The sequence below is a fragment of the Curtobacterium salicis genome (assembly GCF_011759505.1).
GTDB lineage: Bacteria > Actinomycetota > Actinomycetes > Actinomycetales > Microbacteriaceae > Curtobacterium > Curtobacterium salicis.
This window is the reverse complement of record NZ_JAAOYO010000001.1, coordinates 123,508-150,153: the sequence shown is the minus strand read 5'-3', so window position 1 is coordinate 150,153 and position 26,646 is coordinate 123,508. Positions and strand designations below refer to the sequence as shown.

At 71.4% G+C, this 26,646-nt stretch carries 20 protein-coding genes and 1 other RNA gene; 13 read left to right on the top strand and 8 right to left on the bottom strand.

Annotated elements, in window-relative coordinates; translation table 11 throughout:
* Positions 1 to 51 precede the first annotated feature (51 nt).
* From aroA to E9228_RS00730, 5 genes are all read left to right on the top strand, one after another.
* Entirely contained in the window at positions 52 to 1,461 is a 1,410-nt protein-coding gene (gene aroA / locus E9228_RS00750; RefSeq protein WP_166778731.1) for a 3-phosphoshikimate 1-carboxyvinyltransferase, read from the top strand.
* A complete protein-coding gene (gene rsgA, locus E9228_RS00745) occupies positions 1,458 to 2,513 on the top strand; it encodes a ribosome small subunit-dependent GTPase A (RefSeq protein ID WP_166778730.1) in 1,056 nt (351 codons plus the stop codon). Before aroA ends, rsgA begins: the two co-directional genes overlap by 4 nt.
* Positions 2,514 to 2,568: 55 nt before the next feature.
* Positions 2,569 to 3,711 carry an ABC-2 transporter permease gene (locus tag E9228_RS00740; RefSeq protein ID WP_166778729.1) on the top strand — a complete coding sequence of 381 codons (1,143 nt, stop codon included), beginning with the start codon at positions 2,569 to 2,571 and terminating at the stop codon, positions 3,709 to 3,711.
* A gap of 50 nt (positions 3,712 to 3,761) precedes the next feature.
* Positions 3,762 to 4,547 (top strand): inositol monophosphatase family protein, encoded by a 786-nt coding sequence (locus E9228_RS00735; RefSeq protein ID WP_341849715.1) that lies wholly within the window; start codon positions 3,762 to 3,764, stop codon positions 4,545 to 4,547.
* Positions 4,548 to 5,167: 620 nt separating this feature from the next.
* Positions 5,168 to 7,867 (top strand): LuxR family transcriptional regulator, encoded by a 2,700-nt coding sequence (locus E9228_RS00730; protein ID WP_166778728.1) that lies wholly within the window; start codon positions 5,168 to 5,170, stop codon positions 7,865 to 7,867.
* Between the two features lie 84 nt (positions 7,868 to 7,951).
* Here E9228_RS00730 and E9228_RS00725 read toward each other — a convergent pair whose 3' ends face one another.
* Positions 7,952 to 9,256: a glycosyltransferase family 2 protein gene (locus E9228_RS00725; protein WP_166778727.1), complete on the bottom strand. Its 1,305-nt coding sequence runs from the start codon at positions 9,254 to 9,256 to the stop codon at positions 7,952 to 7,954.
* A gap of 387 nt (positions 9,257 to 9,643) precedes the next feature.
* Here E9228_RS00725 and E9228_RS00720 point away from each other — a divergent pair, with 387 nt between their 5' ends.
* The 8 genes from E9228_RS00720 (at position 9,644) to E9228_RS00685 (ending at position 19,888) form a co-directional block, all read left to right on the top strand.
* Positions 9,644 to 11,038 (top strand): nucleotide sugar dehydrogenase, encoded by a 1,395-nt coding sequence (locus E9228_RS00720; protein WP_166778726.1) that lies wholly within the window; start codon positions 9,644 to 9,646, stop codon positions 11,036 to 11,038.
* 11 nt (positions 11,039 to 11,049) lie between these two features.
* Positions 11,050 to 12,069, top strand: coding sequence for an NAD-dependent epimerase/dehydratase family protein (locus E9228_RS00715; RefSeq protein WP_166778725.1), 1,020 nt, complete (start codon positions 11,050 to 11,052; stop codon positions 12,067 to 12,069).
* Between the two features lie 2 nt (positions 12,070 to 12,071).
* A complete protein-coding gene (gene glmS, locus E9228_RS00710; RefSeq protein ID WP_166778724.1) occupies positions 12,072 to 13,901 on the top strand; it encodes a glutamine--fructose-6-phosphate transaminase (isomerizing) in 1,830 nt (609 codons plus the stop codon).
* Positions 13,898 to 15,481: a polysaccharide deacetylase family protein gene (locus E9228_RS00705; RefSeq protein ID WP_166778723.1), complete on the top strand. Its 1,584-nt coding sequence runs from the start codon at positions 13,898 to 13,900 to the stop codon at positions 15,479 to 15,481. Before glmS ends, E9228_RS00705 begins: the two co-directional genes overlap by 4 nt.
* Before the next feature lies 1 nt (position 15,482).
* Entirely contained in the window at positions 15,483 to 16,295 is an 813-nt protein-coding gene (locus tag E9228_RS00700; RefSeq protein ID WP_166778722.1) for a hypothetical protein, read from the top strand.
* A 31-nt stretch (positions 16,296 to 16,326) separates the two neighbouring features.
* Positions 16,327 to 17,046 carry a M50 family metallopeptidase gene (locus E9228_RS00695; protein WP_166778721.1) on the top strand — a complete coding sequence of 240 codons (720 nt, stop codon included), beginning with the start codon at positions 16,327 to 16,329 and terminating at the stop codon, positions 17,044 to 17,046.
* Positions 17,047 to 17,186: 140 nt separating this feature from the next.
* A complete protein-coding gene (locus tag E9228_RS00690; protein WP_166778720.1) occupies positions 17,187 to 18,578 on the top strand; it encodes an O-acetylhomoserine aminocarboxypropyltransferase/cysteine synthase family protein in 1,392 nt (463 codons plus the stop codon).
* Between the two features lie 2 nt (positions 18,579 to 18,580).
* Positions 18,581 to 19,888 carry an LLM class flavin-dependent oxidoreductase gene (locus E9228_RS00685; protein ID WP_166778719.1) on the top strand — a complete coding sequence of 436 codons (1,308 nt, stop codon included), beginning with the start codon at positions 18,581 to 18,583 and terminating at the stop codon, positions 19,886 to 19,888.
* A gap of 47 nt (positions 19,889 to 19,935) precedes the next feature.
* On the opposite strand, the gene E9228_RS00680 is transcribed toward E9228_RS00685, so the two are convergent.
* The 7 genes from E9228_RS00680 to prfB form a co-directional block, all read right to left on the bottom strand.
* Entirely contained in the window at positions 19,936 to 21,603 is a 1,668-nt protein-coding gene (locus tag E9228_RS00680; protein WP_208385430.1) for an amino acid permease, read from the bottom strand.
* 95 nt (positions 21,604 to 21,698) lie between these two features.
* Entirely contained in the window at positions 21,699 to 22,502 is an 804-nt protein-coding gene (locus E9228_RS00675; protein ID WP_166778718.1) for a hypothetical protein, read from the bottom strand.
* A gap of 172 nt (positions 22,503 to 22,674) precedes the next feature.
* Positions 22,675 to 23,051: a transfer-messenger RNA gene (gene ssrA, locus E9228_RS00670) on the bottom strand.
* A gap of 95 nt (positions 23,052 to 23,146) precedes the next feature.
* Positions 23,147 to 23,623, bottom strand: coding sequence for an SsrA-binding protein SmpB (smpB, locus tag E9228_RS00665; protein WP_166778717.1), 477 nt, complete (start codon positions 23,621 to 23,623; stop codon positions 23,147 to 23,149).
* Between the two features lie 142 nt (positions 23,624 to 23,765).
* Positions 23,766 to 24,680, bottom strand: a complete 915-nt coding sequence (gene ftsX, locus E9228_RS00660) for a permease-like cell division protein FtsX (protein ID WP_166778716.1) — start codon at positions 24,678 to 24,680, stop codon at positions 23,766 to 23,768.
* Positions 24,677 to 25,432, bottom strand: coding sequence for a cell division ATP-binding protein FtsE (gene ftsE / locus E9228_RS00655; protein ID WP_110825177.1), 756 nt, complete (start codon positions 25,430 to 25,432; stop codon positions 24,677 to 24,679). The genes ftsX and ftsE overlap by 4 nt, the downstream gene beginning before the upstream one ends.
* A 95-nt stretch (positions 25,433 to 25,527) precedes the next feature.
* The gene (gene prfB, locus E9228_RS00650) at positions 25,528 to 26,637 is read right to left on the bottom strand and encodes a peptide chain release factor 2 (RefSeq protein ID WP_166778715.1); all 1,110 of its coding nucleotides are present in this window, start codon (positions 26,635 to 26,637) and stop codon (positions 25,528 to 25,530) included.
* Positions 26,638 to 26,646: the final 9 nt, after the last annotated feature.

The following is a 26,646-nucleotide window of genomic DNA, read 5'->3' as shown; positions in this document are numbered from 1 at the left end:
CGAGTGCGATCACCGTGCTCCTCCCGATGGGTTCAGTAGTGTGGTGAACCGATGGCAGCCACGACGCATTCCCACCCCTGGACCGCTCCGGTCGCGCGCGGCCCGCTGCACGGCGACGTCGCCCTGCCGGGCTCGAAGTCGCTGACGAACCGGGAGCTCGTGCTCGCTGCCCTGGCCGACGGCCCGTCGACGATCCACCTGCCGCTGCACTCGCGCGACTCGGCGCTGATGACGACGGCGCTCCGGCAGCTCGGGGTCGGGATCGACGAGGTCGAGCCGGCCGCCGGTGCCCCCGGGAACCCGTACGGTCCGGACCTCCGCGTCACGCCCGGGCCGATGCACGGCGACGTCCGGGTCGACTGCGGTCTCGCCGGCACCGTGATGCGCTTCCTGCCCCCGCTCGCCGCACTGGCCGAGGGGCCGGTCACCATCGACGGCGACCCGTACGCCCGGAAGCGCCCGATGGCCGCGATCGTGCAGGCGCTCGTCGACCTGGGCGTGCAGGTCACCGACGACGGCGGCGGCGCGATGCCCTTCCGCTTCGTCGGCACGGGCTCGGTCCGCGGCGGCACGCTGGACATCGACGCGTCGGCATCGTCCCAGTTCGTCTCCGGCCTGCTGCTCTCCGCGCCGCGGTTCACCGAGGGGCTGCACCTCCGACACACCGGCGAGCGTCTGCCGAGCCTGCCGCACATCGCGATGACGGTCGAGGTCCTCCGCGCCCGCGGCGTGCAGGTCGACGAGCTGTCGGTCGGCGAGTGGGTCGTGCACCCCGGGCCGATCGGCGGGCGCGACGTCACGATCGAGCCGGACCTGTCGAACGCGGCACCCTTCGCGGTCGCCGCCCTCGTCGCCGGGGGCACGGTGCGGATCCGGACCTGGCCGACCGAGACGACACAGGTGGGCGCCGACCTCGAGACGCTCCTGCCGCTGTGGGGCGCGACCGTGACGCGGGACGGTGACGACCTGGTGTTCGACGGCGGCGTCGGGATCCGGGGTGGGGCCTCCGTCCCGGGGGTGGACCTGGACCTGACGCGCGGCGGCGAACTCGCCCCGGCGCTCGTCGCGCTCGCAGCCCTGGCGGACGGTCCGAGCGAGGTGTCCGGCATCGGCCACCTGCGGGGCCACGAGACGGACCGGCTGGCGGCGCTGGCGGCGGACGTCACCGGTCTCGGAGGCGCGGTGACCGAACGAGCCGAGGGGCTGCGGATCGAGCCGGCGCGGCTGCACGGCGGCGGATGGGCCGCGTACGAGGACCACCGGATGGCCACCGCCGGAGCCGTCATCGGCCTGGTGACGGCAGGCGTCGAGGTCGACGACATCGGTTCGACCGCGAAGACGTTGCCGCAGTTCCCGGAACTGTGGGCCGACCTGCTGGCGACCAGCACGGACGGGGCGACCGGCACGGCGGCCCGTGCGGAGAGCACCGACGCCGTGACGACCGAGGGGGACCCGGCATGAGCTGGTGGGACGACACCGACGGCGGGGCCGACGAGGACGAGCCGTACGGCCAGTACGACGAGTCCAGCGTCCGCGTCCGCCCGAACCCGAAGGGCAACCGGCCGCGCACCAAGACCCGTCCGTCGTACGACGACGCCCCGACCGGCTGGGTGACGAACGTCGACCGCGGTCGCTTCGGCGTCCTGGTGACCGACGAGGACGGTGAGCACGTCGTCACCGCCACGAAGGCCCGTGAGCTGGGCCGGAAGTCCGTCGTGACCGGGGACCACGTGTCGCTCGCAGGCGACGTCTCCGGTGACGAGGGCTCCCTGGCCCGCATCGTCCGGGTCGCCGAGCGTACCTCGCTGCTCCGCCGAAGCGCCGACGACTCGGACGAGGTCGAGCGCGTCATCGTCGCGAACGCCGACCAGATGCTGATCGTCGTCGCCGCGGCCGACCCGGAGCCGCGCACGCGCCTCATCGACCGCTACCTGGTGGCGGCGTTCGACGCGGGGCTCGACCCGATCCTCTGCATCACGAAGACGGACCTGGCCGACCCGGCCGCGTTCCTGGCGCACTTCGCCTGTCTGGACCTGCGCATCGTGACGAGCCGGGCGGACGACGTGCCGTTCGCGGCGCTGCACGAGCTGCTGGACGACAAGGTCACGGTCACCGTCGGGCACTCGGGTGTCGGCAAGTCGACGCTCGTGAACGCCCTGACCGGATCGACGCGGGCGATCGGCGTCGTGAACTCGGTGACGGGTCGCGGGCGGCACACCTCGTCGTCCTCGATCGCGCTGCGGGTGCGGGACGGCGGCTGGATCATCGACACCCCGGGTGTGCGGTCGTTCGGCCTGGGGCACGTGCAGCCGGAGAACGTGTTCCGGGCGTTCGCCTCGCACGCGGTCACCGTGCAGGACTCCCCCGACGGCATCCCGCTCGACCAGGCGCACGACTGGGAGATCGTCGACCGGGTGCAGAACGGCGAGCTCGGGGCGACCGGCGTGGAGCGGCTGGACTCGTTCCGCGCACTGCTCACCGGCATGGGCGCCGAGGACCCGGGTACGGCGTAGGCCCGGAAGGGTGCCCGCTCGACTTCGTGTGCGAGCGGGCGTACGCTGTCCCCTCGTGTCCGAAGTTGCAAAGTACAACTACACGCCGAGCGCGTCGTCCTCCTCCACCCCCGGCCCCACTGCCCACGGCCACGCCGCACCGCGCCCGCCACACCGCGCCCCCGGGGTGCTGCGTCCGCAGGGGCTCGGCCAGGTGCTCCGCTCGTTCGGCTCGCACATCCTGGTCCCGCTCTTCCTGGCCGTCGGCATGACGCTGGCGTACCTCGGCGCCTTCCACGCCCCGACCCCGCACGACCTGCCGGTGGGCATCGTCGGCACCACCCCGGCCACCCAGGTGTTCGCGCAGACCGTGACCGACCAGTCCGACGGCGCGCTCGTCGCGCACGTCGTCGACAGCACGCGAACGGCCGAGCGACAGGTCCGTGACCGCGAGCTCGCGGCCGTCTACGCCCCGGGCGACACCGCCGCCACGCTCTACGTCTCGACGGCCGCCAGCGAGACCACCGCCTCGGCCGCGCAGAAGGTCTTCGTGCCGATCGCGTTCGAGCAGCACCTGCCGTTCCACGTCGTCGACGTCGTCCCGACCGGCGACCAGGACACCACCGGTCAGGGCCTCTTCTTCCTGCTGGTCGGTCTGAGCGTCGGCGGGTACTCGTCCGCGATCGCCGTCGCGGCGTTCGCCACGCGCCTCCGTCCGGTGTGGACCGCGGTCGTCGGACTCGTCACCGCGGGCGTCGTCGCGGGCATCGGCATCGTCGTCGCCGGTCCGGTGTACGGCGTCCTGACCACGCACCAGTGGCAGGTGTTCCTGTTCGCCTGGCTGTACGACGCGGTCATCATCGCCCTCGGCGTCGGCCTGCACCCGCTCATCGGCCGGTGGACCACTCCGGTGCTGACGATGCTGTTCGTGATGCTCAACTTCACGTCCTCGGGCGGGATCTTCCAGCCGGCGTTCCAGCCCGGCTTCTTCGCGGGCCTCAACACGTTCTGGAGCGGTGCCGCCTGGCTGCAGGCCGCCCAGGACCTGCAGTACTTCCCCGGCGCCTCGCTCGGCCGGAGCGGTCTGGTGCTGGCGCTCTGGCTCGTCGCCGCCGTGCTGCTCTGTGTCGTCGTGCACGGGCTCGTCGCCCGACGCACCCGGATCGCCCGTGAGCGCGCCGTGACCCGGCTCGAAGAGGAAGAGGTCGTGGCGGCCTGACCGCCGCGCGACCCGGTCCGAGCCGAGTCACCCCCGCTACGCTGACGCTCGTGGACCTCAGCGCCGACCTGGACTTCGCCCGTTCCCTCGCCGACACCGCCGACGCGATCAGCCTCGACCGCTTCCGCGCCGCCGACCTGCACGTGTCGGAGAAGGCCGACCACACCGCGGTCACCGACGCCGACCAGGCCGTCGAGCGTGCGCTCCGGGACCGGCTCGCGGCCGGACGTCCGGACGACGCCTTCCTCGGTGAGGAGACCACGGCCGACAGCGGCGACGAGGCGGTCAGCGCGGGCCACCGTCAGTGGGTCGTCGACCCGATCGACGGCACCGCGAACTACCTGCGCGGCGTCCCGGTCTGGGCGACGCTCATCGCGCTGGCGGTCGACGGCCGTCCGGTGCTCGGCGTGGTGAGCGCACCGGCGCTCGGCAGACGCTGGTGGGCGGCGGAGGGTCTGGGCGCGCACTCCCTCGAGGGCCCCCTGCACGTCTCCGGCGTCAGCAGGCTCGAGGACGCCAGCCTCAGCTACAACTCCCTGCAGCAGTGGGACGACGACGACCGGCTCGACACCCTGGTCGCGCTGTCCCGGACGGTGTGGCGCACCCGCGCCTACGGCGACATGTGGTCGTACATGATGGTCGCCGAAGGGGTGCTCGACGTCGCCGGGGAGCCGGACCTCAAGCCGTGGGACATGGCCGCCCTCGTGCCGATCGTCGAGGAAGCGGGCGGCCGCTTCACCTCGCTCGACGGCGACCCGGGCCCGTGGCACGGCAGCGCGTTGGCGACGAACGGTCTGGTCCACGACGCGGTCGTGGAGGTCGTCCGCCGCGCCTGACGGACCGCTCGGCGGACCGCGGGAGGCACGCCCGCCACGCGCACGCCGGTCCGGCTCCGCCCCGCCTGCAGACGCTCCGGAGGCGCTTGTCCCCCTGTGCCGGACACCCCGGCCCGGCGATGACGCGTCACATCCCACTGGCCGGAGCGGGGTCGTCCGGGGCAGACCAACGGTTCTGTACCCCGTCGCCTACCACGGCGTCCTGGAGGGGGGGCCGCATGTCCCCCCGGACTGGGGGCACGCGGATCGAGACCTTTCCCTGACGGACGGCTCGGGACGACCGAAGAGGGGTTACCGTTCTCCTGACGGAAGTTCAGGTGAACAACGGGATCCCTAGTCCCGGTGTGCGCCGTGCCGCCGTCATTCGTCCGAAGACCCTAACCCGAGGGGTGATCAAGACGATGACATCATCGTTCCCGAGCGGAACCGAGCCCACCCAGGCTCGTCATCCGCGATCTGTCCACACGTCGACCCTGCCAGCGAACCGGGCCACCCACCCGTCGTCCGCCGACACCACCCTCCGCGGAGCCACCCACTCCGCTGCGGGCCCCCACGTCGTCGGCTCCCCCGCCGACGCGTCATGCTCCCCTGTCCCTGGCGCCGGAGGCCGGTGAGTCCTGATGGAACTCACCGGTCGACGCACTGAGGTCGACCGGATCACGACCCTCGCCGTACTCCCCCGGGAGTCCGCGCTGGTCGTCGTCGGCGATCCCGGCTCCGGACGCACGAGCGTCCTCGACGCGGCCAGCAGCCGCGTCTCCCTCCCCGTCGTCCGCATCGGCGTGAACGGCAGCGAATCCCGCTGGCCGCTCGGTGGTGTGACGACGCTCTTCAGCGCACTCGACGACCCCCGGGCCGCCGCACACGTCACCCGGATCCTCGGGACCGTGCGCGACGCGGACCCCGCACAGGTCATCGTGGTGGCACACGAACTCCTCGACACGCTGCGCACCCTCCAGATGGCGCCGACGCTGGTCCTCATCGACGACCTCGACCGGATGGACGAGGCGAGCCAGACGCTCATCGCGTTCCTCGCCGGACGGCTCGTCGGGACGTCCCTGCGGATCGTCGCCACGGTGACGAGCGTGCCGTCCGACGGGCCGCTCGCGGCACTGCCGTCGCTGCGCCTGGCACCCCTGCACCCGGACGAGGCACTGTTGCTCGCCCGGGAGACGGCCGCGGACGACGCGAACGACGGTGTCCTCGCGGTGATCGCGGAGCAGACCGCCGGCAACCCCGGCGTGCTCCGGGAACAGCTCGGCATGCTCCGCCGTGAGCAGCTCCTCGGCACGGAACCCCTCGTGCTCCCGCTGCGCCCCACCCCCACGACGGACCGTCTCGCGGCCCCCGTGGTCGCGGCGGTCGCAGGACGCGATCTGGACGTCCTCGCCCGCCTCGCCCTGGTGCCCGTCACGAAGGCCGCCGGCCCGGAGTGGGACCGCGACGTCGTCGAGGACCTCGCGTCCGTCGGCCTCGTCACGGTCCGCGGGCAGTCGATCTCGGTCCGCTCCCCGCTCGTGCGCTCGTACCTGCACTGGCGGATGACGGCCCGTGACCGGCGCGCGGCACACGCCGAGCTCGCCGCCTCCGCCGCGGCCCACGACCCGCGTGCGGCGTCGTGGCACCGCAGCTTCACCGACGACGTCCCGGACGCCGTCGGCCTGCTGCACGCCGCCCTGGCGTACGCGGCGGACGGCGACTCCGGTGCCGCCGTGACGCTCACCGAGCGCGCCCTGCACGTCGGCACCCGGTCCGAGAGCGAGCACCTCGCGCTCCTCGCGGTCGCCGAGGTCCTGCTCGCGCACCGCCTGCTCGGCTACGCGGCGCGCTACCTGGCCGCGATCGCGCCGTTCCGGTCCCGCCTCGACGACGTGCGCCGCCTGCGGCTGCACTACTCGGTGCAGTACCTGAGCGGCGAAGCGGTCGAGGCCGACGAACTGCTCGTCCCCGCCGACGCGACCGACGCCGAGGAGGCGGAGGCCGTCACGGGCCTCCTGGCCATGGTCGCCAGCTTCCGGGCCGAGGCCTGGGAACTGGAGCACGCCCGCGACCTGCTGCACCGCGCCGAACCGTTCGAGTCGGCGCTGCCGGCCGGCACGGCGCAGATCCTGCAGGCCGCACGCCAGATGGTCGCCGCGGTCGACGGGCACCTGCCGCCGGACCGGGACCTGCACGACGGACTCGCGACGACCAGCCTGCTGGCCCTCGCGGACCCGACGCTGCTGCTCCTCGCCCACGCGCTGAGCCTGTCCGAGCGCCACCGCAGCGCCCGCCGGGTGTTCGCGCTGGTCCTCGCCCGCTCCTCGCACACCGCACCGGTGTGGGTCGAGGCGGCGCGGTACCTGACCGCGGAGAACGAGGTGCGCTCGGGCAACTTCCGGCTCGCCCTCCGTGCGATCGACGCCTGGGAGACCGGCTCGAGCGTCGTCGAGCGACTGCGGGAGCCCTCGCGGGCGATCGCGATCGCCTGGCGGCACTTCCTCGAGGGGCGCCCGCAGGCCTCCCTGGAGGTCCTCGACCGCTGCCTCGCGCTCCGGTCGACGAGCGGACTCTGGGGAGCGACGGCGAAGCTGCACGCGTTCCGCGGCCGGGTCCTGCTGTTCGAGGGCCGTGCCGAGGAAGCCGCCGTGGCGCTCGAGACGGCCGACGCGATCGGTCGGACGGTCCGGAACCCGACGGTGCTCCGGCACCTCGGCGACCTCATCGAGACGTACGTCCGACTCGGACGGACCGACGATGCCCGGGCCATGACGGCCCGCCTCGCCGCCGACCACCGGGCCCACCCGTCACGCTGGGGCGCCCTCGTCCTGGCACGCGGTCTGGCGCTCGTCAGCGACGACACCACCCGGGACGCCGCGCGGCACCGTGCGCTCGAGCTGTTCGAGCCCACGGACTCGCAGTTCGAACGGGCGAGGACCCTCGCCGCACTCGCGACGACGGGCACCGGCCCGGACCGTGCCCGACTCGGGGCGGCTGCCGCAGCGGCCTACGAGGCTGCCGGTCTGCGTCGTCCGCTCGTCGCCCCGCAGGGCGTCGCCGCGATGCCGCCGGCGGCCGGTTCGTCCGCGCTCCGGCAGCCGCAGGTCGGCTCGATGCCGTCGCCGGCGACCCCGCGGAGCGCGCCGGACGGCACGCCGGTGCTGACCCTGCTCACCGCTGAGGAGCAGGCCGTGGTCCAGAAGGTCACGGAGGGTTACCGGAACCGCGAGATCGCGTCGTCGCTGTACATGTCGCAGCGGACCGTCGAGCTCCGGCTCACGCAGATCTACCGGAAGGTGGGAGCGCGCTCGCGCTCGCACCTGGTGGCGCTGCTGGGGTAGCCGCGACGGCACGCACGACGGGAGGCCCGGTACCAGCTGGTACCGGGCCTCCCGTCACGTCGTGGTGGCGCCTCGGGCGCTCGCTCAGACCGTCGCCGCGCGACGTGTGGGGCTGTGCCACACCCCGCTCGAGCCGCCGCGGAACGCGAGGAACAGCGCGCGGAGGCACAGGTACGAGTCGAGGACCCGGAGGAGCGGGAACGTCAGCCCGTACAGGACGTAGACGCCGCGGCGGGACACCACGGCGACGACGACGGTGAGCAGGTAGTCGGGCAGCAGGACGCCCACCACGATCCCGGTGACCGGGTCGACGGCGAGCACCGCCTCCGGGAAGCCCGCACCCATCCCGAGCGCGACGAGGACCGCAGCGGTCCCGGCGAGCGCCACCGCGGGCAGCAGCAGGAGCATCATCAGGCTCGAGGTGAGGAGCTCGAGGACGAACAGCCCCGTGGCGAGCCCGAAGCGGCGGAGACCGAAGCGGTGACGGCGGAGTGTCTGCCAGAAGCCGAGGTTCCAGCGACGGACCTGCTTGGCGTAGTCGCGGAGCGTGTCGGGGTCCTGCGTGTACGCGACCGCGGCGCCGGGGCGGAAGGCGACGCGGCCGAGCTCCTTGGCGTGCACCTCGAACGTCATGTTGAAGTCCTCGATGGCGAGGCCCTCGGCGGTGATGTCGATGTCGCGGAGGATCCGGGTGCGGTACATCGAGGCGAAGCCGGGGACGATGGCGACGACGTTGGCGGCGGGGGCGGCCTGGCCGAACTTCTGCAGGTACTGGACGGCGACGTAGACGCGTTCGCGGTAGGCCACCAGCAGGCGACCGAGGAAGGTGGGGGCGCGTGGGTCCAGGATCGTGGTGGCACGGCCGGCGACGGCGACGACGTCGGGTGCGGAGAACTCGGGCAGCCCGGTGGTGAAGTAGTCGGTGGACAGGTGCGTGTCCGCGTCGAGCAGCATCATCACCTCGAAGCGTTCCGGGATGGCGAAGTGTTCGATGGCGGCGGCGATGGCGCCCGCCTTGCCGCGGTTCGGCTGCAGGTCGTACACCTGGGCGCCGGCGGCCCGGGCGATCTCGACGGTCCGGTCCGAGGACCCGTCGGAGACGACGAGGATCTGCTCGGGCGGCAGGTGTTCGGCGGCGGAGCGGATCGTCCGTTCGATGACGAGTTCCTCGTCGTGTGCGGCGACGAGGACGGCGACGTCCGCGGTCGTCGGGGGGCGGTAGCCGCCCGGGACGGGGACCGGCACGCCGCGGCGGAGCGCCCGTCGACCGCGACCGTCGGCGCCGATCCGGTGGATGCGGGCGGTGACCACACGGGTCGCGCCGACCGTGGTCCAGAGGATCGTGTTGACGCCGAGGACGAGCACGAGGGCGACGACGAACGTGAGCATGGGGCGACGCTAAGCGGGGCCGTGTGGCCGCCGCACCGTAATCCCGCACCCGGCACCGCATCCGGTTGCGGGAGTCCGCATGCGGTCCGGCAGTCGCCGCCACGGTGCTGCGGGGCACCGCAAGACCGGTCGCCGGGCGTTGCCGGAGGGCTGCCCGAACCGTGATGGTGGCAACGCACCGACCGCCGGCCCCGTCATCGGGGCAGGACCGCGTACCCGAGATCGGTACCCGACCGGCCGCACCCGGACCGCCATCGTCCGTCCCCGCCTGATCCGGGGACGGACGGTGGCCCCGACACGGCCCACCCGATCCCGCGGTCCACCCGACGGCGGTCGGTGCCGACCGGGACCACGTCCCGGTCGTGTCCCGACCCGAGGGGAACCCGCATGTCCATCGCACCATCGCCGTCCGACGCCCTGTCGGTCCGCACGTCGCCGGTCGCTCCGACGACGTCGGCCGTCCCGACGTCCCCGGACGTCGCCGTGCCGCACACCCGCGGCACCACCGTCTCCGGCGGAACCCGTGGCTTCGAGTTCGACGTGGCGATCGTGGGCCTCGGGTACGTCGGGCTCCCGACGGCCCTGGCGTACCACCACTCGGGCACCTCGGTGATCGGCCTCGACGTGTCGCAGCGTCGTCTGGACACCATCCGGTCCCGCGGGGCCGACCTGCTCGACGACGACCGGGTGCGCCTGGAGTCGGCGTTCCTGGCGGACGACTTCGTGCTCACCGACGACCCGTCGATGCTCGCGCGTGCGGCCGCCGTGATCGTCTGCGTGCCGACCCCGGTCGACGAGTACCTGGTGCCGGACCTCGCGATCCTCCGCGGTGCCGCGGCGACGGTCGTCGAGCACGCCGTCCCCGGGCAGCTCCTCATGCTGACGAGCACCACCTACGTCGGGTGCACCGACGACCTGCTCGTGCAGCCCCTCACCGAGCGCGGGCTGCTGCCGGGCCGGGACGTGTTCGTCGCGTTCAGCCCGGAGCGCATCGACCCGGGCAACGCCTCGGTCGCGCACGAGGACGTGCCCCGCGTCCTCGGTGGCGCGACGCCGGCGTGTGCGGCGATCGCCGACGAGATGCTCGGTCGCTACGCCCGGGTGCACCACGTGCCCTCGCTCGCCGCGGCCGAGATGACGAAGCTCCTCGAGAACACGTTCCGCGCCGTGAACATCGCGCTGGCGAACGAGTTCTCCGACATCTGCCGCACGATGGGCATCGACGTGGCGGACGTGGTCGACGCCGCCGCGACGAAGCCGTACGGGTTCATGGCGTTCATGCCGGGGCCGGGCGTCGGTGGACACTGCATCCCCTGCGACCCGCACTACCTGCTCTGGCAGCTCAAGGCCGACCGGCAGGCCGCGCCGATGATCACCCAGGCGATGACCGAGATCGCGGCCCGCCCGGGTCGGGTCGTCGACCGCACCCGCGAGGTCCTCTCCGACGCCGGCCGTGGCCTCCGCGGCGCCCGGGTGCTCGTCGTCGGCATCGCGTACAAGCGCGACGTCGCCGACCTCCGGGAGTCCCCCGCGCTCGAGATCCTCGAGGGTCTGATCGCCGCGGGCGCCGACGTGGGGTTCGCGGACCACCGCTTCGACTCGGTCCGCCTGCACGACGGCACGGTCCTCGACGACGTGGTCGACGAAGCCGCCTTCGGCGCGGACCTCGTGCTCCTGCACACCCGTCACAGCGACGCCGACCTGTCCTGGATCACCGGCGAGCAGCTCGTGATCGACACCACCTACCGGGCTGCGGACCTCACCGGCCGCATCCTCCTCTGAAAGGGAACGCCATGAAGTCCATCGTCACCGGAGGCGCCGGGTTCATCGGCAGCCACCTCGTCGAACGCCTGCTCGCCGACGGCGACGACGTCGTCGTCCTCGACGACTTCTCCACCGGCCGTGCCGACAACCTGGCCGCCGTCGCCGGACACGAGCGCCTGCGCGTCGTCGAGGGCAGCATCCTCGACCGCGACCTCGTCACCGAGCTGGTCGCCGGGTCGGACCGGGTCTTCCACCTGGCCGCCGCGGTCGGTGTGAAGCTCATCGTGGACCACCCCCTGCAGGGGCTCCGCACGAACATCCACGGCAGCGAGAACGTCCTCGACGCGTGTGTCGCCGCCGGCGCGAAGCTGCTCCTCGTCTCGACGAGCGAGATCTACGGCAAGAACACCGCCGACGCGCTGCACGAGACCGCCGACCGGGTGCTCGGCTCGCCGCTCGTGGCCCGCTGGACGTACGCCGCGGCGAAGGGCATCGACGAGGCCTTCGCCCACGCCTACTTCAAGGAGTACGGCCTGCGCGTCGCCATCGCCCGTCCGTTCAACACGGTGGGCCCCCGCCAGACCGGCCGCTACGGCATGGTCGTCCCGAACCTCGTCGGCCAGGCCGTCCGCGGTGAACCGCTGACGGTCTACGGCGACGGCGTCCAGTCGCGCTGCTTCTCCTTCGTCGGTGACGTCGTCCCCGCGATGGTCGCACTCATCGAGCACGAGGAGGCCTACGGCGAGGCGTTCAACCTCGGCGGCGAGCGCGAGATCAGCATCGCCGAACTCGCGGAGCTCGTCATCGACATCACCGGCTCGGACAGCCGGATCACGTACGTCCCCTACGACGAGGCGTACGGCGAGGGCTACGAGGACATGCGTCGCCGGGTCCCGGACAACACGCGCGCCAAGGCCGCCGTCGGGTTCGCCCCGGTGACCCCCCTGGAGGCCGTGGTCCGGTTGGTCGCGGAGGACGTGCGCGTCCGTGCGGCAGCGGACGAGGCCGCGGCGGACGACGCTGCGGCGAGCGCCCCGGCGGTGGTCTAGCCGTGTGCGGCATCATCGCGGCACGGGTGGCGGACGACGCGACCCCGTACCTCCTGGACGGCCTGGAGCGTCTGGAGTACCGCGGCTACGACTCGGCCGGCATCGCCGTCCGGACCAGCACCGGCGGCACCGAGACGATCCGTTCGGTGTCGCGGGTCGGTGACCTGCGCACCCTGGTCGCCGCCCGCTCGGGCGACCCGTTCACCGGCGTCGGCATCGGCCACACCCGGTGGGCGACGCACGGTGCCGTCCGCGAGTCCAACGCGCACCCGCACGCCGACTGCTCGGGTCGGATCAGCGTCGTGCACAACGGCATCATCGAGAACGCGGACCTGCTCCGCGACCAGCTGAGCGCCCAGGGCCACGTCTTCGTGTCCGAGGTCGACTCCGAGGTCATCACGCACCTGGTCGAGCGTGCCCTGGCGGTGGACCCGGACCTGATGCTCGCGGTGCAGATCGCGACCGCGCAGCTCGAGGGTTCCTGGGCCATCGTGGTGCTCGACGCACGGGACGGCCGGATGGTCGTCGCGGCCGACCGGTCGCCGCTCGTGGTGGCCCGTGCGGCCCGTGGTGACTTCGTGGCCAGCGACATCGGTGCGATCGCCACGTGGGCGGAGACGTTCGTCGCGCTCCGTGACGGCGACGTGGTCGAGCTCGGTGAGAGCTGGACCTGGTCGTCCCGTGGCGAGGTCGTGCCGGTGCCGTTCGCGACGCCGTCGCCGTTCGCCGCCGAGGCGCTCGAGCTCGGTGACCACACCGACCACATGGCGAAGGAGATCGAGGAGCAGCCGGCCGTCGTGGCGGAGATCCTCGACCGGATCGCCGGTCGCGCCGTCGACGGGAGCATGTGGCGCAGCCTCGGGCTCCTGCCGTTCGAGCGGGTCGCGGTCATCGCCTGTGGCACGTCCCTGAACGCCGGGCAGGTGATCGCGACCGCGCTCCGCGGGCTCGGTGGTGTCCCCACCGACACGGTCGTCGCCAGCGAGGCCGACCAGGCCGTCCTCACACCCGGCACCCTGGTCGTCGCGATCAGCCAGTCCGGTGAGACCGCGGACGTGCTCCGTGCGCTCGACCGGTTCGCGGACCGGTACCAGGTGCTCGCCCTGACGAACAACCTGCACTCCTCGCTCGCCCGTCGAGCCGACGCGGTGCTCGACTGCCACGCCGGTCCGGAGATCGGTGTCGCCGCGACCAAGACCTTCACGGCGCAGGTCGTCGTCGGGGTGTCCGCGATGATCTCGGCCCTGGTGTCGTCCGGCCGGATCGACCGGTCCCGTGCCCTCGCGCTCGTCGGTGACATGCAGCGTCTGCCCGGCCTCCTGGCCGGCGCGGCGGAGGCGTCGCTCGACCGGATCCCGCTCCTCGTCTCGAGCGTGCGGGACGCCTCCGGGTTCCTGTTCCTGGGACGTGGGGCGGGCCTCCCGTTCGCCGCCGAGGGTGCGCTGAAGCTCAAGGAGCTCTCCTACCGGTGGGCCGAGGCCTACCCGGCCGGCGAGCTCAAGCACGGCCCGCTCGCACTCGTGACCGACGGCACCCCCGTGGTCGTCGTCGACAACGGTGAGCACAAGATCCAGGCGAACGTCGCCGAGGTCCGTGCCCGCGGCGGCTTCGTCATCACCATCGGTGGCGTCGGTGCCGACGTCCCCGCGCTCGGCCGCGACGCCGGCCGCGTCCTCTCCCGTCGGACCGACGGGACCGACCAGGGCATGTCGCTCTGGGGGCCGCTCGAGTCGGTCGTCCCCCTCCAGATGCTCGCCCGCGAGCTCGCGCTGCAGCTGGGCTGCGACGTGGACAAACCCCGCAACCTCGCGAAGTCGGTGACGGTCGAATGACCAAGGACAACTCCGTCAACCGCCTGACGGTGATCCTCGCCGTCCTCGCCGCCCTGGCGATCGTCGTCACGGGCCTGCTCGGAGCGGCACCGGCACGCGCCGCGACCGTCACGAAACCGGTCACCGTCAGCCTGACGTTCGACGACGGCAACGCGGACCAGATGCAGGCCGCGCAGGCACTGCAGCAGAACGGCCTGACCGGCACGTTCTACATCATCACCGGGTACCTGAACGCCCCCGGCTACATGCAGCAGTCGGACCTCGCGACCCTCGCGGCGGCCGGCAACGAGATCGGGGGGCACAGTGTCACCCACCCGGACATGTCGGCGCTGTCCCAGCCCGAGGCGCAGCGGCAGGCCTGCCAGTCGCGTGCCACGCTGTCGTCATGGGGCTACACCGTCCGGAGCTTCGCCTACCCCTTCGCGGAGTCGACCACGAAGACGCGTGACGCCGTCCGCGCCTGCGGGTACACCAGTGCCCGCGGCCTCGGCGACGTCCGGACCCCGTACGACTGCACCGGCTGTGTGACCGCGGAGACCCTGCCGCCGCGCAACGCCATGCTGACCCGCGCGCCCAGCCAGGTCGAGGCGAACTGGACCCTGGCCGACCTGCAGCAGCAGGTCACCCAGGCGAAGACCGACCGGGGCGGATGGGTGCAGCTCACCTTCCACCACATCAGCGACGACGCCACGCTCGACCCGACGACCTCGCCGGCGCTGTTCGCCCAGTTCGCCCAGTGGCTCGCCGCCTACTCCGCGGACCCCGCGAACGCCACCACGGTGAAGACGGTCGGCGACGCGGTCGGCACCCCGGTGCAGCCGGTCGTGCAGTCCCCGGTGCCCGGACCGGCAGCGCCCGGCGTCAACGCGGTGCAGAACCCCTCGTTCCAGACGACCTCCACCACCAGCCCGAGCGGGCAGAAGTGCTGGCAGTACGGCGGGTACGGCTCGAACACCGCGGCGTTCAGCACCGTCACGCCGGGTCGGACCGGCACCACGACCAAGGCGACCTCGCTCACCGTGAGCGACTACGTCGACGGTGACGCCAAGTGGTTGCCGACGTTCGACCTCGGCGACTGCGCCCCGACCGTGGTCCCCGGCCACACGTACTCGCTCCGTGAGTACTACAAGGCGAACACGGTGACGCAGTTCACGGTCTACCTGCGTGACTCGTCGACCGGGTCCTGGCACTACTGGACGTCGAGCCCCTGGTACGCCTCGGCCGCGACGTGGACGCAGGCGGTGTGGACGACGGACCAGATCCCGGCCGGGTTCGACGGCCTGGCCTTCGGCCTGAACCTGTTCTCGAACGGCACGCTGACCACCGACGACGTCGCCGCGTACGACACGGCCGGTGCGCCGCCGCTCGCGACCACCACGACGACGACGAACAGCGCGACGACGCCGGCGAAGACGAGCAGCAGCGTCAGCCGGATCGCACCGGCCGTCGACGCCCTCACCGTCCGCTCCCGCGCGGTCCTCGGGCAGCTCGACACCTCGGGGATGCCCGGTCAGCTCGACGCCCCGTCGACCCCGGGTCAACCCGGGGCACCGACGCAGCCCGGCCAGATCGCCCGGTGACGTGAGGACGACACCCCAGCCCCGACCCCGGGAGCGCCGCGACCGCGGCTCCCGGGGTCGGGGCGCTCGTCTCGGCACCGCCCTCGCCCTCACCGGCGCGATCGCCCTCACCGCCGTCCTCGCCGGCTGCGGCGGTCCGGTCGGCGGTGGTGCGGTGGCCCGCACCTACCCGTGGCACACGAAGATCGTCTCGACGACGTTCTGGGTCGGCGAGGTCTTCGACCCGGACGCCGACGACGGCAGCCAGGTCTACTCCACCTACGACGACGACTGGCAGGGCAGCTACGGCGGCTGCGACGGCGTGATCCGCAAGCGGGTCTGCCAGACCGAACGGCGCTCGGCGGCGAACGGGTGGTTCCCGGTGCACATGCGGCCGAAGGAGAACCCGTTCTACCTCGACGTCCCCTACGACGACATCAACGACCGCGCGGGCTTCCGCGACCGTGACCGGGTCGTCCCCTGGGCGGGCGACGCCGCGTACCGCCGGCACCACGGCGACGACGGCTTCAGCTACCTCAAGAACCGGTGGGTGCAGCTCAGCAAGGACGGACACACCTGCTACGGCCAGGTCCAGGACGCCGGCCCGGGCACCTACCACGACAGCGCCTACGTCTTCGGCTCCGGCAACCGGCGGCCCGCGAACAAGCGGTACAACGGCGCCGGGGTCGACGTCTCCCCCGCGTTGAACGGCTGCCTGCACTACGCCGAGCTCGACGGCGAGGACGACCGGATCAGCTGGCGCTTCGTCGAGGCCGGCAAGGTCCCGAACGGTCCGTGGCGTCGGGTCGTGACGACGAGCCAGGTCTCCCAGTGAACCGCTGAGCCGGGTCTGCGACGATGTCGGCTTGACCTCCCTGCCTGCATCCGCCGTGTTCGGTGCCCTGCTCATCGGTGCCGTGCTCCCCCTCGTGCCGTTCCTCGGACGGGTCGCCCGTCTGGCGGCGACCATCGTGCACGAGGTCGGGCACTGCATCGTCGTCGTCCCGTTCGGCGGTCGCATCCGGCGCATCGACCTGCACCCGGACGGCTCCGGCGAGGCGTGGGTGCAGCTCGGCCGGGTCCCCGGCGCGGTGCGCTGGCTGGTCCGGGTGCTCAACCTGTTCGCCGGGTACAGCGCACCGGTCTGGGCCGGTGCGCTGCTGGTCACCGGAGCGGTCGTGGGGTCGCCGTGGCTGCCGGTCGCCGTGCTCGGGGTCGTCGGCGTCATCGCGCTGCTGTTCGTCCGGAACTGGTTCGGGCTGCTCGTCGTGGTCGGCTTCGACGCGCTCGCCGTCTGGGTGGCCGTCCGCCCGTCCGACCTCACCCTGCTCGTCGTCGCCGCCCTCGGGGCAGCGCTCCTCGTCGACGGCCTCCGGTCACTCGTCCAGGTCGCACGCTGGCTGCTGACCGGGGCACGGGTGCAGACCGACTTCCAGATCGCGGCCGCCGAGATGCGCCTGCCCGCCGTCGTCTGGTTCGTGCTGTTCCTGCTCGTCAACGGCGTCGCGGTCTGGGCGGCCCGGGCGCCGCTCTCCGCCGTGGGCGAGACCGTCGTCGTCGGCATCCGGTCCCTCGTCGGCGCCTGACGGGCGACCGCGACACGCTGGGCTGCCGTCCCGTAACGCGACGCCGCAATCGGGCCACGACGAGCCCGGGCCTGCGAGAGTACGGACCAGCCGATCGCGGCACGACGAGCGACCGGACGACCCGGCACGGAGGTGGACGCATGACGGACGAACCCGGTTTCGCGACCGAACAGGTGCACGGCGGCTTCATGCCCGACACCGCCCACGGTGCCCGGGTGCCGGCGATCCACATGTCCTCCGGGTTCCTGTTCGACGACTTCGAGCAGGCCCGCGACCGCTTCGCCGGCACGGACGACGGCTACACCTACACGCGCCTCGGCAACCCGACGAACGCGGACGTCGAACGCCGCATCGCCCTGCTCGAGCGCGGCGCCGAGGCGATCCTCGTCAGCAGCGGCCAGGCAGCGGCGACCGTGGCGTTCCTCGGGCTGCTGCAGGCCGGCGACCACGTGGTGAGCGCCCGGAGCATCTACGAGGGCACCCGGGGGCTCCTCACCCAGAACCTCGGACGGCTCGGCATCGAGGTCGACTTCGTCGGCGACGCCCGCGACCTCGACGCCTGGGCTGCCGCAGTCCGCCCGAACACGAAGGCGTTCTTCGCCGAGACGATCCCGAACCCGAAGAACGACGTGCTCGACATCACCGGCGTCGCGGACACCGCGCACCGGGCCGGGGTCCCGCTCATCGTCGACAACACCCTGGCGACGCCCTACCTCGTCCGACCGATCGAGCACGGCGCCGACATCGTGGTGCACTCCGCGTCGAAGTTCCTCAGCGGCCACGGCTCGGGCCTCGGCGGCGTCGTCGTCGACGGCGGGACGTTCGACTGGTCCGCCTCCCCCGAGCGCTGGACCCACCTGACCACCCCGGAGCGTTCCCTCGGCGGCCAGAGCCACGTCGACCGGTACGGCAACCGTGCCTTCGTCGCCTACGCGCGCGACGTCATCAGCTCCCGGATCGGCCCGACGCCCTCACCCTTCAACGCCTTCCTGCTCCGACAGGGCATCGAGACGCTGAGCCTGCGGATCGAGCGGCACAGCGCGAACGCGCTGGCGATCGCCGAGTGGCTGGACCAGCAGCCGGAGGTGACGAGCGTCGACCACGCGGGCCTGGCCTCCAGTCCGTACCACGACCTGGCGGAGCGGTACCTGCCCCGGGGAGCCGGCTCCGTGTTCGCCTTCACGCTCGCCGGTGGCGAGCCGGCCGCCCGCGCCTTCATCGACGCGGTGCAGCTGTTCAGCCGGATGACCCACCTGGGCGACGTGCGGTCGCTGATCCTGCACCCGGCCACGACGACGCACGCCGGACGGACACCGGAGGAACGTGCCGAACAGGGCATCGGCGACGGGCTGATCCGGCTGTCCGTCGGCATCGAGGACGTCGCAGACCTGCTCCGCGACCTCGGCCGCGGACTCGCCGCCGTCCGCACCCACGCCACCGCCGGTCGGGAGGCACGACTCGCCCCCGCCGCGGACGTCGCCGCCCCGGCACCCGCGGCCCCGGCGCCGCACGTGATCGCCGAGGAGCTCTGACGGTGGCCGACCTGCAGCACTTCGGGTACTTCTTCTCGCGCGGCTTCGGCCCGCAGGCGTGGGGGCGGTCCGACTGGGACTGGGGCCACGACTGGACGAAGCCGGACCTGTACCAGCAGTCCGTGCGCGCGCTGGAGCAGGCGGGGATGGACCTGGTCATCGCCGAGGACGCGATCTCGCTCGGCAACCCCTCGACCCTCGACCTGCGGATCCGGCAGGCGTACGGCGGCCCGAAGCACGACCCGCTCCTGCTCGCGCCGTACCTGTTCGCCGCCACCTCGCACATCGGCATCACACCGACCGTGAACGCGGGGATCACGCCGCCGTACCTCGCCGCACGGCAGTTCGCCACGCTGGCGCACCTGTCGTCGGAGCGCTTCGGCATCAACGTCGTGACGGACGTCGGCAGCGCCCGGCACGCCGGCCTGCCGCCGCTGCCCCACGACCAGGCGTACGACCGGGCCGAGGAGTGGATCACGCTGGTGCGGCGCCTCTGGCACTCGTGGGGGCCGGACGGGTACGTCGGCGACGGCTCGGACTGGCGCTTCGCCGACGGTGACGCGCTCGACGCGTTCCATCACGAGGGCACCTACTTCACCGCCGACGGCCCGCTCAACGCGCTGCCGCTCGACGCCGACCCGGTCGTGGTCTCCCCCGGCGGGTCCGGACGGGGCCTCGGGTTCGCCGGCACCCACTCGGACGTGCAGCTCGCGCTGGCGCCGTTGTCGGCCTCGGCGGTGCGGGACTACCGCGCCCGGGTGCTCGCCGCGGCGGCCGACGCCGGTCGTGCCGCGTCGGACCTGCGCATCCTGTTCGTGCTCAAGCCCGAGATCACCGTCTCCGCGGACGAGGCGGACCGGATCGTCTCGGCGTCGACGCACCCCTCCGACGACGACCTGCGCACCGCGGCGATCGCGTGGTCGAGCGACTCCGAGACCGACCTGCTCGCGCTCGACCTCGACGCTCCCGTGCCGGCGGGCACCTTCGGGGACCACGTCTCCGCCGGCACGATCCGCGGGCTGCTCGGCGACACGCCGGACGCACCGCTCCGGGAGCTCCTGACCCGGAAGGCCCGCAAGGGTCGGGTGTCCGATCGCTCCGGGTTCGTGGGCACCGCCGGCGAGTTCGCGGACTTCATCGAGGAGCTCGGCGCGGACGCGGACAACGACGGGATCATCTTCTCCGGTGACCTGCACCCGGCGCAGGTGTACCGGATGTTCGGCGACCTGGTGCCGGTGCTCCGGCAGCGCGGGCTGCTCCGGCGCGAGTACGGTGCGGGCGGACTGCGGGCGAACCTGTTCGACTTCTGACGCGGAGACGGACGTGCGCTCGGGCGCGTCCGTCCCCGCGTCGCACGTCAGTGCCGGACGGGCTCGACGACCGCTGACTCCTCGACCTCGCGGACGTCGTCGGCCGTGCGCAGGATCTCCTCCCGCGGGGACGCCGAGTTCACCGCCCAGTAGTAGACGATGACCGAGAACACGGCGACCACGACGATGTCGACCCAGAGCGGGAAGACCGGGTGCGTGAGCGGTCCGAAGTCGCTCAGGAACACGATGAGCCCCATGCCGACCAGGTAGGGCAGCAGCCACTGCGCCGCCTTCCAGTCCCACCGCGGCTGGACGCTGGTCTTCCCGCGGAAGGCGTTGTTCGCGATGATCACGACCGCGCCGATGAGGATCGCGACGCCCAGCTTCCAGTCGGTGTCCCACCCCGTCCACAGGATGATGAGGTTCGCGACGACGAACGCGAGCGGGGAGAGCACCGCGGCCGCGGGCATCCGGTAGGGGCGCTCGACCTCGGGGATGCGCTTGCGGAACGCGCCCAGGGCGAGCGGTGCGCCGGCGTACATGAGCACCGACGCACTCGTGATGAGGCTGACGAGGCCCTGCCACGACGGGAACGGGGCGAAGCACGCGCACCCGACGACGAACGCCGTGATGAGGCCGACCCACGGCACGCCCGCCTTCGTCGTCCACTCGAACGCCTTCGGGAAGTACCCGTTCCGGCTGAGGCCGTAGGAGATGCGCGAGGTCGCCGTGACGTAGATGAGCCCGGTGCCCGCCGGGGAGATGATCGCGTCGATGAAGATGACGACCGCCAGCCAGGTCAGCCCGGCCGCCATCGCGATGTCGGCGAACGGCCCCGTGTACTTCGTGAAGTCCGCCGTCGCCCACGAGCCCTGGATCGCGTCGGAGCGCAGGACGCCGAGGAACACGACCTGCAGCAGGAGGTAGATGACCAGGCCGATCAGGACGGAGCCGATGACGGCGCGGGGGATGTCGCGCTTGGGGTTCTTCGCCTCGCCGGCCAGCTGGTCCGCCTGCTCGAAGCCGAGGAACGCGAAGATGATGCCCGATGTCGACACCGCCGCGAGGACGCCCTTCGCACCCTCGGGCATGAAACCGTCGGCCGCGGTGAAGTTCGAGCCGTGGAAGCCGCTGAACGCCAGCACGATGATGACCAGCAGGGGGATCGCGACCTTCCACCAGGTCGCCGCCGAGTTCGTGTTCGCGAGGATCTTCACGCTCAGCAGGTTGATCACCGTGACGACCGCCATGAGCACCACCGCGACGGCGATGCCCGCTCCGGTCAGGAGCTGCTGGGTCTCGCCGTCCACCGTCGTCGTGTGCAACCAGGGGTGCGCGAACTGCCAGTGCTGCGCGTACTTGATCATCGCCTCGACCTCGATCGGGGCGACCGTGACCGACTGCAGCCAGGAGAACCAGCCGAACGAAGCCCCGGCGACGCCACCGAACGCGATGTGCGGGAACCGGGCCGTGCCTCCGGCGATGGGGAACATGCCTCCGAGCTCGGCGTGCACCAGGGCCAGCACGAGGATCGCGACGCCGCCGATCAGCCACGAGATGATCGCGGCGGGCCCGGCGGTCTTCAGGGCCTCCTGCGACCCGAACAGCCATCCCGACCCGATGATCGAGCCGGTCGACGCCCAGATGAGTCCGATGAAGCCGACGTTCCGCTTGAGTCCGGAATCCGGAAGCGTCGGTGCGCTCGTCGTTGCCACGGGTTGCTCCTGTCGTGACCGACTCTGGCACTGTGCGGCGACTTCGGAAGGATTGTTCACACGACTGAAACATCAGTCCTGTAGAACCCTTCAGACTACTTCTTGGACTTCTTCTTCTTGCCGTCGTCCTGCTTCTTCGACGACTTCTTCTTCTTGTCGTCCTTCTTCTTGGACTTCTTCTTCGGCTCTTTCTCGTCGTCCTGCTTCTTGTCGTCGTCCTGCTTCTTCGACTTCTTCGTCTCCTTGCCGTCCTGGTCCTCGGGCGCCTCGGGCACGGGCGGCACGGCGGGCTCGCTCGGCTCGAGTCCGTCGACCGGCTCGACCACCACGGCGGACCCGGTGTCGGCGAGCACGTCCACGGGCTGCTCGGTCAGCTCGGAGGCGAGCGCGTCCTCGACCCGCTCCACGGTGAGCTCGGCGGCGTCCTCGGCGAGGCGCACGAGGGCCTGCGCGGCACGGAGGCGCGTGGTGCTCTTCCGGGCCAGCACGTCGGCACGGGCCCCCTCGAGGAACGTGCGCAGCGACCGCTCGACGGCGGAACGGCCGCGGGGTGCCGCGCGGTCCAGGCGGTCGAGTTCGCCGGCGACCCCGGCGACGTCGTCCTCGACGTGCTGGTGCCGGACCGACTCGATGAGCGCGGCCACGGCAGCGGCGGCGCGCTCGACGCCCGCGCTGCGCTGGTCGAGCACGACGAGCATCTCGAAGGTCGATCCGTAGGACACGGTCTCGAGGCGGACGGGTTCCGCGCCGCGACCGCGGACGACCAGTCGGGCGTCCGGCGTCGGGAGCCACGCGACGACCGCGGCGACGGTGGCGACCGACGCGACGATGCGCTCGTACTCGGCCAGGCCGACTCGTTCCTGCTCTCGCAGCCGGACTCGGATCGCGATCTCCTGCACAGGGGGGCCTTCCACTCGGGTGTGGCGCGGGCGTTTTCCCGCGCCTGTCCCCGGAGCGTAGTCCTGCGGTGTGCGGGAACCACGAACGCCCCGTCGGTGTCCTATGACACCGGCGGGGCGTTCGGTCCTGATCGCTCAGGCCACGTGTGACAGCAGCTGCGCCGCTCGGCGATGGTGGAGATGGGGGGAATCGAACCCCCGTCCATCGCTGCAATTCGACGTCTTCTACGGGCGTATCCGGATGTGCGTTCTGCTCGGCCCCGTCCGTTGCTACCGGCTTCTCGGACGACAGGCCCAGTCTCAGTGCAAGTCCCGCACGGCCCTGAGGCGCAACCATGCAGCAAGTCCTCTGGATGACGCCGGAACTCAGGTTAGAAGACGATCACCTGGCCGACGGACTTCATGTGCTGGGCTGCTTACGCAGCGAGAGCGAAGTCAGTGCGCTTGGAATTGGCACTTGTTGTTTTCCACGGATCGTTGACGAGATGACCGTGGGTCCTCGGCCCGCTTCCCGTCGGCACACAGGCGATGTCGAAACCGATCATCCCCGTACGGGCCGAGCAGCGAGCCGCTGTCACACTGTGGAGTTGTTGCGCCTGATCTCCCAGGCAACTGTTGAGTCTACCGGAGAACAGGTCCGTCCGCTACTCGCCGAGACGGTTGCGGGAGCGCATGGCCCGTTCGGCCTCGCGCTTGTCGGTCTTCTCGCGGAGGGCCTGGCGTTTGTCGAACTCGCGCTTGCCCTTCGCGACGGCGATCTCGACCTTGGCGCGACCGTCGTGGAAGTAGATCTTCATCGGCACGAGGGTGTAGCCACCCTGTGACGTCTTGTGCGAGATCTTCACGATCTCCTGCTTGTGGAGGAGCAGCTTCCGCTTGCGCCGCGGTGCGTGGTTGTTCCACGTGCCCTCGGTGTACTCGGGGATGTGCACGGCATCGAGCCAGGCTTCACCGGCGTCGACGAACGCGTACCCGTCGACGAGCGACGCGCGGCCTTCCCGCAGCGACTTCACCTCGGTGCCGTTGAGGACCATGCCGGCCTCGTACGTCTCCTCGATGAGGTAGTCGTGGCGCGCACGTCGGTTCGTCGCGACGACCTTCTCCCCGCGTTCCTTCGCCATGACCGGCTCCTCTTCGTTCGGTGTGTGCTCGCTTGCGCGCGAGCCGCCCAGCATATCGAACGCCGGGAGGCCCGCACACCTTCCCGGGACGGCCCCGGTTCTCGGCGTGCGGGCCTCCCGGAGGAACGACCTGCGGTCGCGCTCAGACCTTGAGGTACCGCCGGATCGCGATGGAGGCGGAGATGGCCGCCAGGACGACACCGATGACGATGACCGCCGGGACGACGATCGCCGCGTCGTCCATGCCGATGAACGCGGTGCCCGAGAACCGCTTCGTCAGGTAGTTGCGGACGAAGAACCAGACCACGGCCGTGATCGCTCCGCCGGCCAGGACGGCCCCGACCGCGGCGGCGATCACCCCCTCGAGCACGAAGGGTGTCTGGATGAACCGGTTCGAGGCTCCCACCAACCGCATGATGCCGAGCTCCCGTCGTCTCGAGAACGCCGACAACCGGATCGTGGTGGCGATGAGGAGCACCGCCGCGACGAGCATCAGCGCCGCGATGCCGATCGCCGTGTACGACGAGGCGTTCAACAGGTTGAAGATCGGCTGCAGGTACCCGCGCTGGTCGACGACGCTCTGCACGCCGGCGACCTTCGACAGGCTCTCGACGAGGACGTCGGCCTGCGAGGGGTTCTTCAGGTTCACCCAGAAGGTCTCGTTGAGGTACTCGGGCTTCACGAACTCCGTGGCGGGCGAGTCCTTGAACTGCTGCTTGAACCGCGTGTAGGCGTCCTGCTGGTCCTCGAAGTACGCCTTCTCGATGTACGGCTTCAGCGTGGACGACTCGAGCTGCTGCTTGATCTGGGCGCGCTGGTCGTCCGTCGCCTTCGCCCCGGTGCAGTTGCCCGTGGTGTCGGTGTCGGTGCACAGGTAGACGGCGACCTGCGCCCGGTCGTACCAGTACCCCTTCATCTGGTTGATCTGCATCTGCAGCAGGATCGCGGTGCCGACGAAGGTCAGCGAGATGAAGGTCACCAGGACGACGGAGACCACCATCGAGGCGTTGCGACGGAGGCCGGAACCGACCTCGGCCATGACGAGTCCGAGCCTCATCGGATGAGCCCCGGGATGGTCTGGATGCCGGTCGTGTTCGAAACGCCGCCGCGCTGGATCGGCAGGGCCTGGGTCTGGTAGCCGCCGGCCTGCTCGTCACGGAGGACCGTGCCGCCGGAGAGCTCGATGACCCGGCGCTGCATCTGGTTCACGATGCTCGCGTCGTGCGTCGCCATCAGGATCGTCGTGCCTCCCTGGTTGATGCGTTCGAGGAGCGCCATGATGCCCGCCGAGGTCGTCGGGTCGAGGTTGCCGGTCGGCTCGTCGGCCAGCAGGACCGCTGGCTTGTTGACGACGGCTCGGGCGATCGCGACGCGCTGCTGCTCACCACCGGAGAGCTCGTGCGGCATCCGCGTCGCCTTGCCGGAGAGCCCGACGAGCTTGAGCACGTCGGTGACGGACTCGCTGATGAAGCCCTTGCTCTTGCCGATCACCTGCAGCGAGAACGCGACGTTGTCGAAGACGTTCTTGTTCGGCAGCAGTCGGAAGTCCTGGAACACGACGCCGAGGTTGCGGCGGAAGTACGGGACCTTGCGGGACGAGAGTGCGCCGAGGCGCTGCCCGAGGACGTGGATCTGCCCGCGGGAGGGCTTCTCCTCCTTGAGGACGAGCCGGAGGAAGCTCGACTTCCCGGAGCCGGACGCACCGACGAGGAAGACGAACTCACCCTTGAGGATCTCGAGGGTGACGTTGTCGAGAGCGGGACTCGGGTTGCCCGAGTACACCTTGGTGACCTGGTCGAATTTGATCATGACCGGATCAGGGTAGGTCGCGAACCGGTGATCCTGCTCCAGGCGCGCGGCTCAGGAACCTGCGGGACCACCCAGATCGGCACCGGGTCCGGCACTCAGTCCTGGTCGGGACGCTTGCGCCAGCGGATGCCGGCGTTGATGAAGCCGTCGAGGTCCCCGTCGAAGACCGCCGACGGGTTGTTGACCTCGTACTCGGTGCGCAGGTCCTTGACCATCTGGTACGGCGCCAGCACGTAGTTGCGGATCTGGTCGCCCCAGCTCGCCGTGATCGTGCCGGCCAGTTCCTTCTTCTTCGCGTTCTCCTCTTCCTTCTTGAGGAGCAGGAGGCGCGACTGCAGCACACGCATGGCGGCGGCGCGGTTCTGGATCTGCGACTTCTCGTTCTGCATCGAGACGACGGTGCCGGTCGGCAGGTGGGTCAGGCGGACCGCGGAGTCGGTCGTGTTGACGGACTGTCCGCCGGGGCCGGAGGACCGGAAGACGTCGACGCGGATGTCGTTCTCCGGGATGTCGATGACCATGGTCTCCGGCATGAGCGGGATGACCTCGACCGCGGCGAAGGACGTCTGGCGCTTGCCCGCGGCACCGAACGGCGACATGCGGACGAGTCGGTGCGTGCCGGCCTCGACCGACAGGGTGCCGAACGCGTGGGGGCCGTCGACCTCGAAGGTGGCGGACTTGATGCCCGCTTCCTCCGCGTAGGACGTGTCCATCACGGTGACCTTCTGGTCGTGCTGCTCGGCGTACCGCAGGTACATGCGCATGAGCATCTCGGCGAAGTCTGCGGCGTCGACCCCGCCAGCACCGGCACGGATCGTGATGACGGCCGGGCGGTCGTCGTACTCGCCGTCCAGGAGCGTCTGGACTTCGAGCTCGCCCATCGTCTTCGTGATGGCCTTGAGTTCCTCGGCCGCCTCGTCGGCGGACTCCTGGTCCTCGGCCTCGTTCGCCATCTCGACCAGGACCTCGAGGTCGTCGAGGCGCTGCTCGGTCGCGGTGATCTTCTTCAGCTCGGCCTGCCGGTGGGCCAGGGCGCTGGTGACCTGCTGCGCGTGGTCGGTGTCGTCCCAGAGGTCGGGAGCGCCGGCCTGCTCGCTGAGTTCGGCGATCTCCCGCTCGAGCCGGTCGACGTCGACCACGGAGCGGATGTTCCCGAAGGTCACTCGGAGGGCGTTGACCTGCTCGCTGATGTCCAGTTCGACCATGGTCCCCGA

Excerpts from the sequence above, each read along its gene's own strand:
- E9228_RS00730 (WP_166778728.1), top strand. The coding sequence starts at position 5,168 with ATGGAACTCACCGGTCGACGCACTGAGGTCGACCGGATCACGACCCTC.
- rsgA (WP_166778730.1), top strand. The coding sequence starts at position 1,458 with ATGAGCTGGTGGGACGACACCGACGGCGGGGCCGACGAGGACGAGCCG.
- smpB (WP_166778717.1), bottom strand. The coding sequence starts at position 23,623 with ATGGCGAAGGAACGCGGGGAGAAGGTCGTCGCGACGAACCGACGTGCG.
- E9228_RS00705 (WP_166778723.1), top strand. The coding sequence starts at position 13,898 with ATGACCAAGGACAACTCCGTCAACCGCCTGACGGTGATCCTCGCCGTC.
- aroA (WP_166778731.1), top strand. The coding sequence starts at position 52 with ATGGCAGCCACGACGCATTCCCACCCCTGGACCGCTCCGGTCGCGCGC.
- ftsE (WP_110825177.1), bottom strand. The coding sequence starts at position 25,432 with ATGATCAAATTCGACCAGGTCACCAAGGTGTACTCGGGCAACCCGAGT.
- E9228_RS00715 (WP_166778725.1), top strand. The coding sequence starts at position 11,050 with ATGAAGTCCATCGTCACCGGAGGCGCCGGGTTCATCGGCAGCCACCTC.
- E9228_RS00690 (WP_166778720.1), top strand. The coding sequence starts at position 17,187 with ATGACGGACGAACCCGGTTTCGCGACCGAACAGGTGCACGGCGGCTTC.
- E9228_RS00725 (WP_166778727.1), bottom strand. The coding sequence starts at position 9,256 with ATGCTCACGTTCGTCGTCGCCCTCGTGCTCGTCCTCGGCGTCAACACG.
- prfB (WP_166778715.1), bottom strand. The coding sequence starts at position 26,637 with ATGGTCGAACTGGACATCAGCGAGCAGGTCAACGCCCTCCGAGTGACC.
- ftsX (WP_166778716.1), bottom strand. The coding sequence starts at position 24,680 with ATGAGGCTCGGACTCGTCATGGCCGAGGTCGGTTCCGGCCTCCGTCGC.
- E9228_RS00720 (WP_166778726.1), top strand. The coding sequence starts at position 9,644 with ATGTCCATCGCACCATCGCCGTCCGACGCCCTGTCGGTCCGCACGTCG.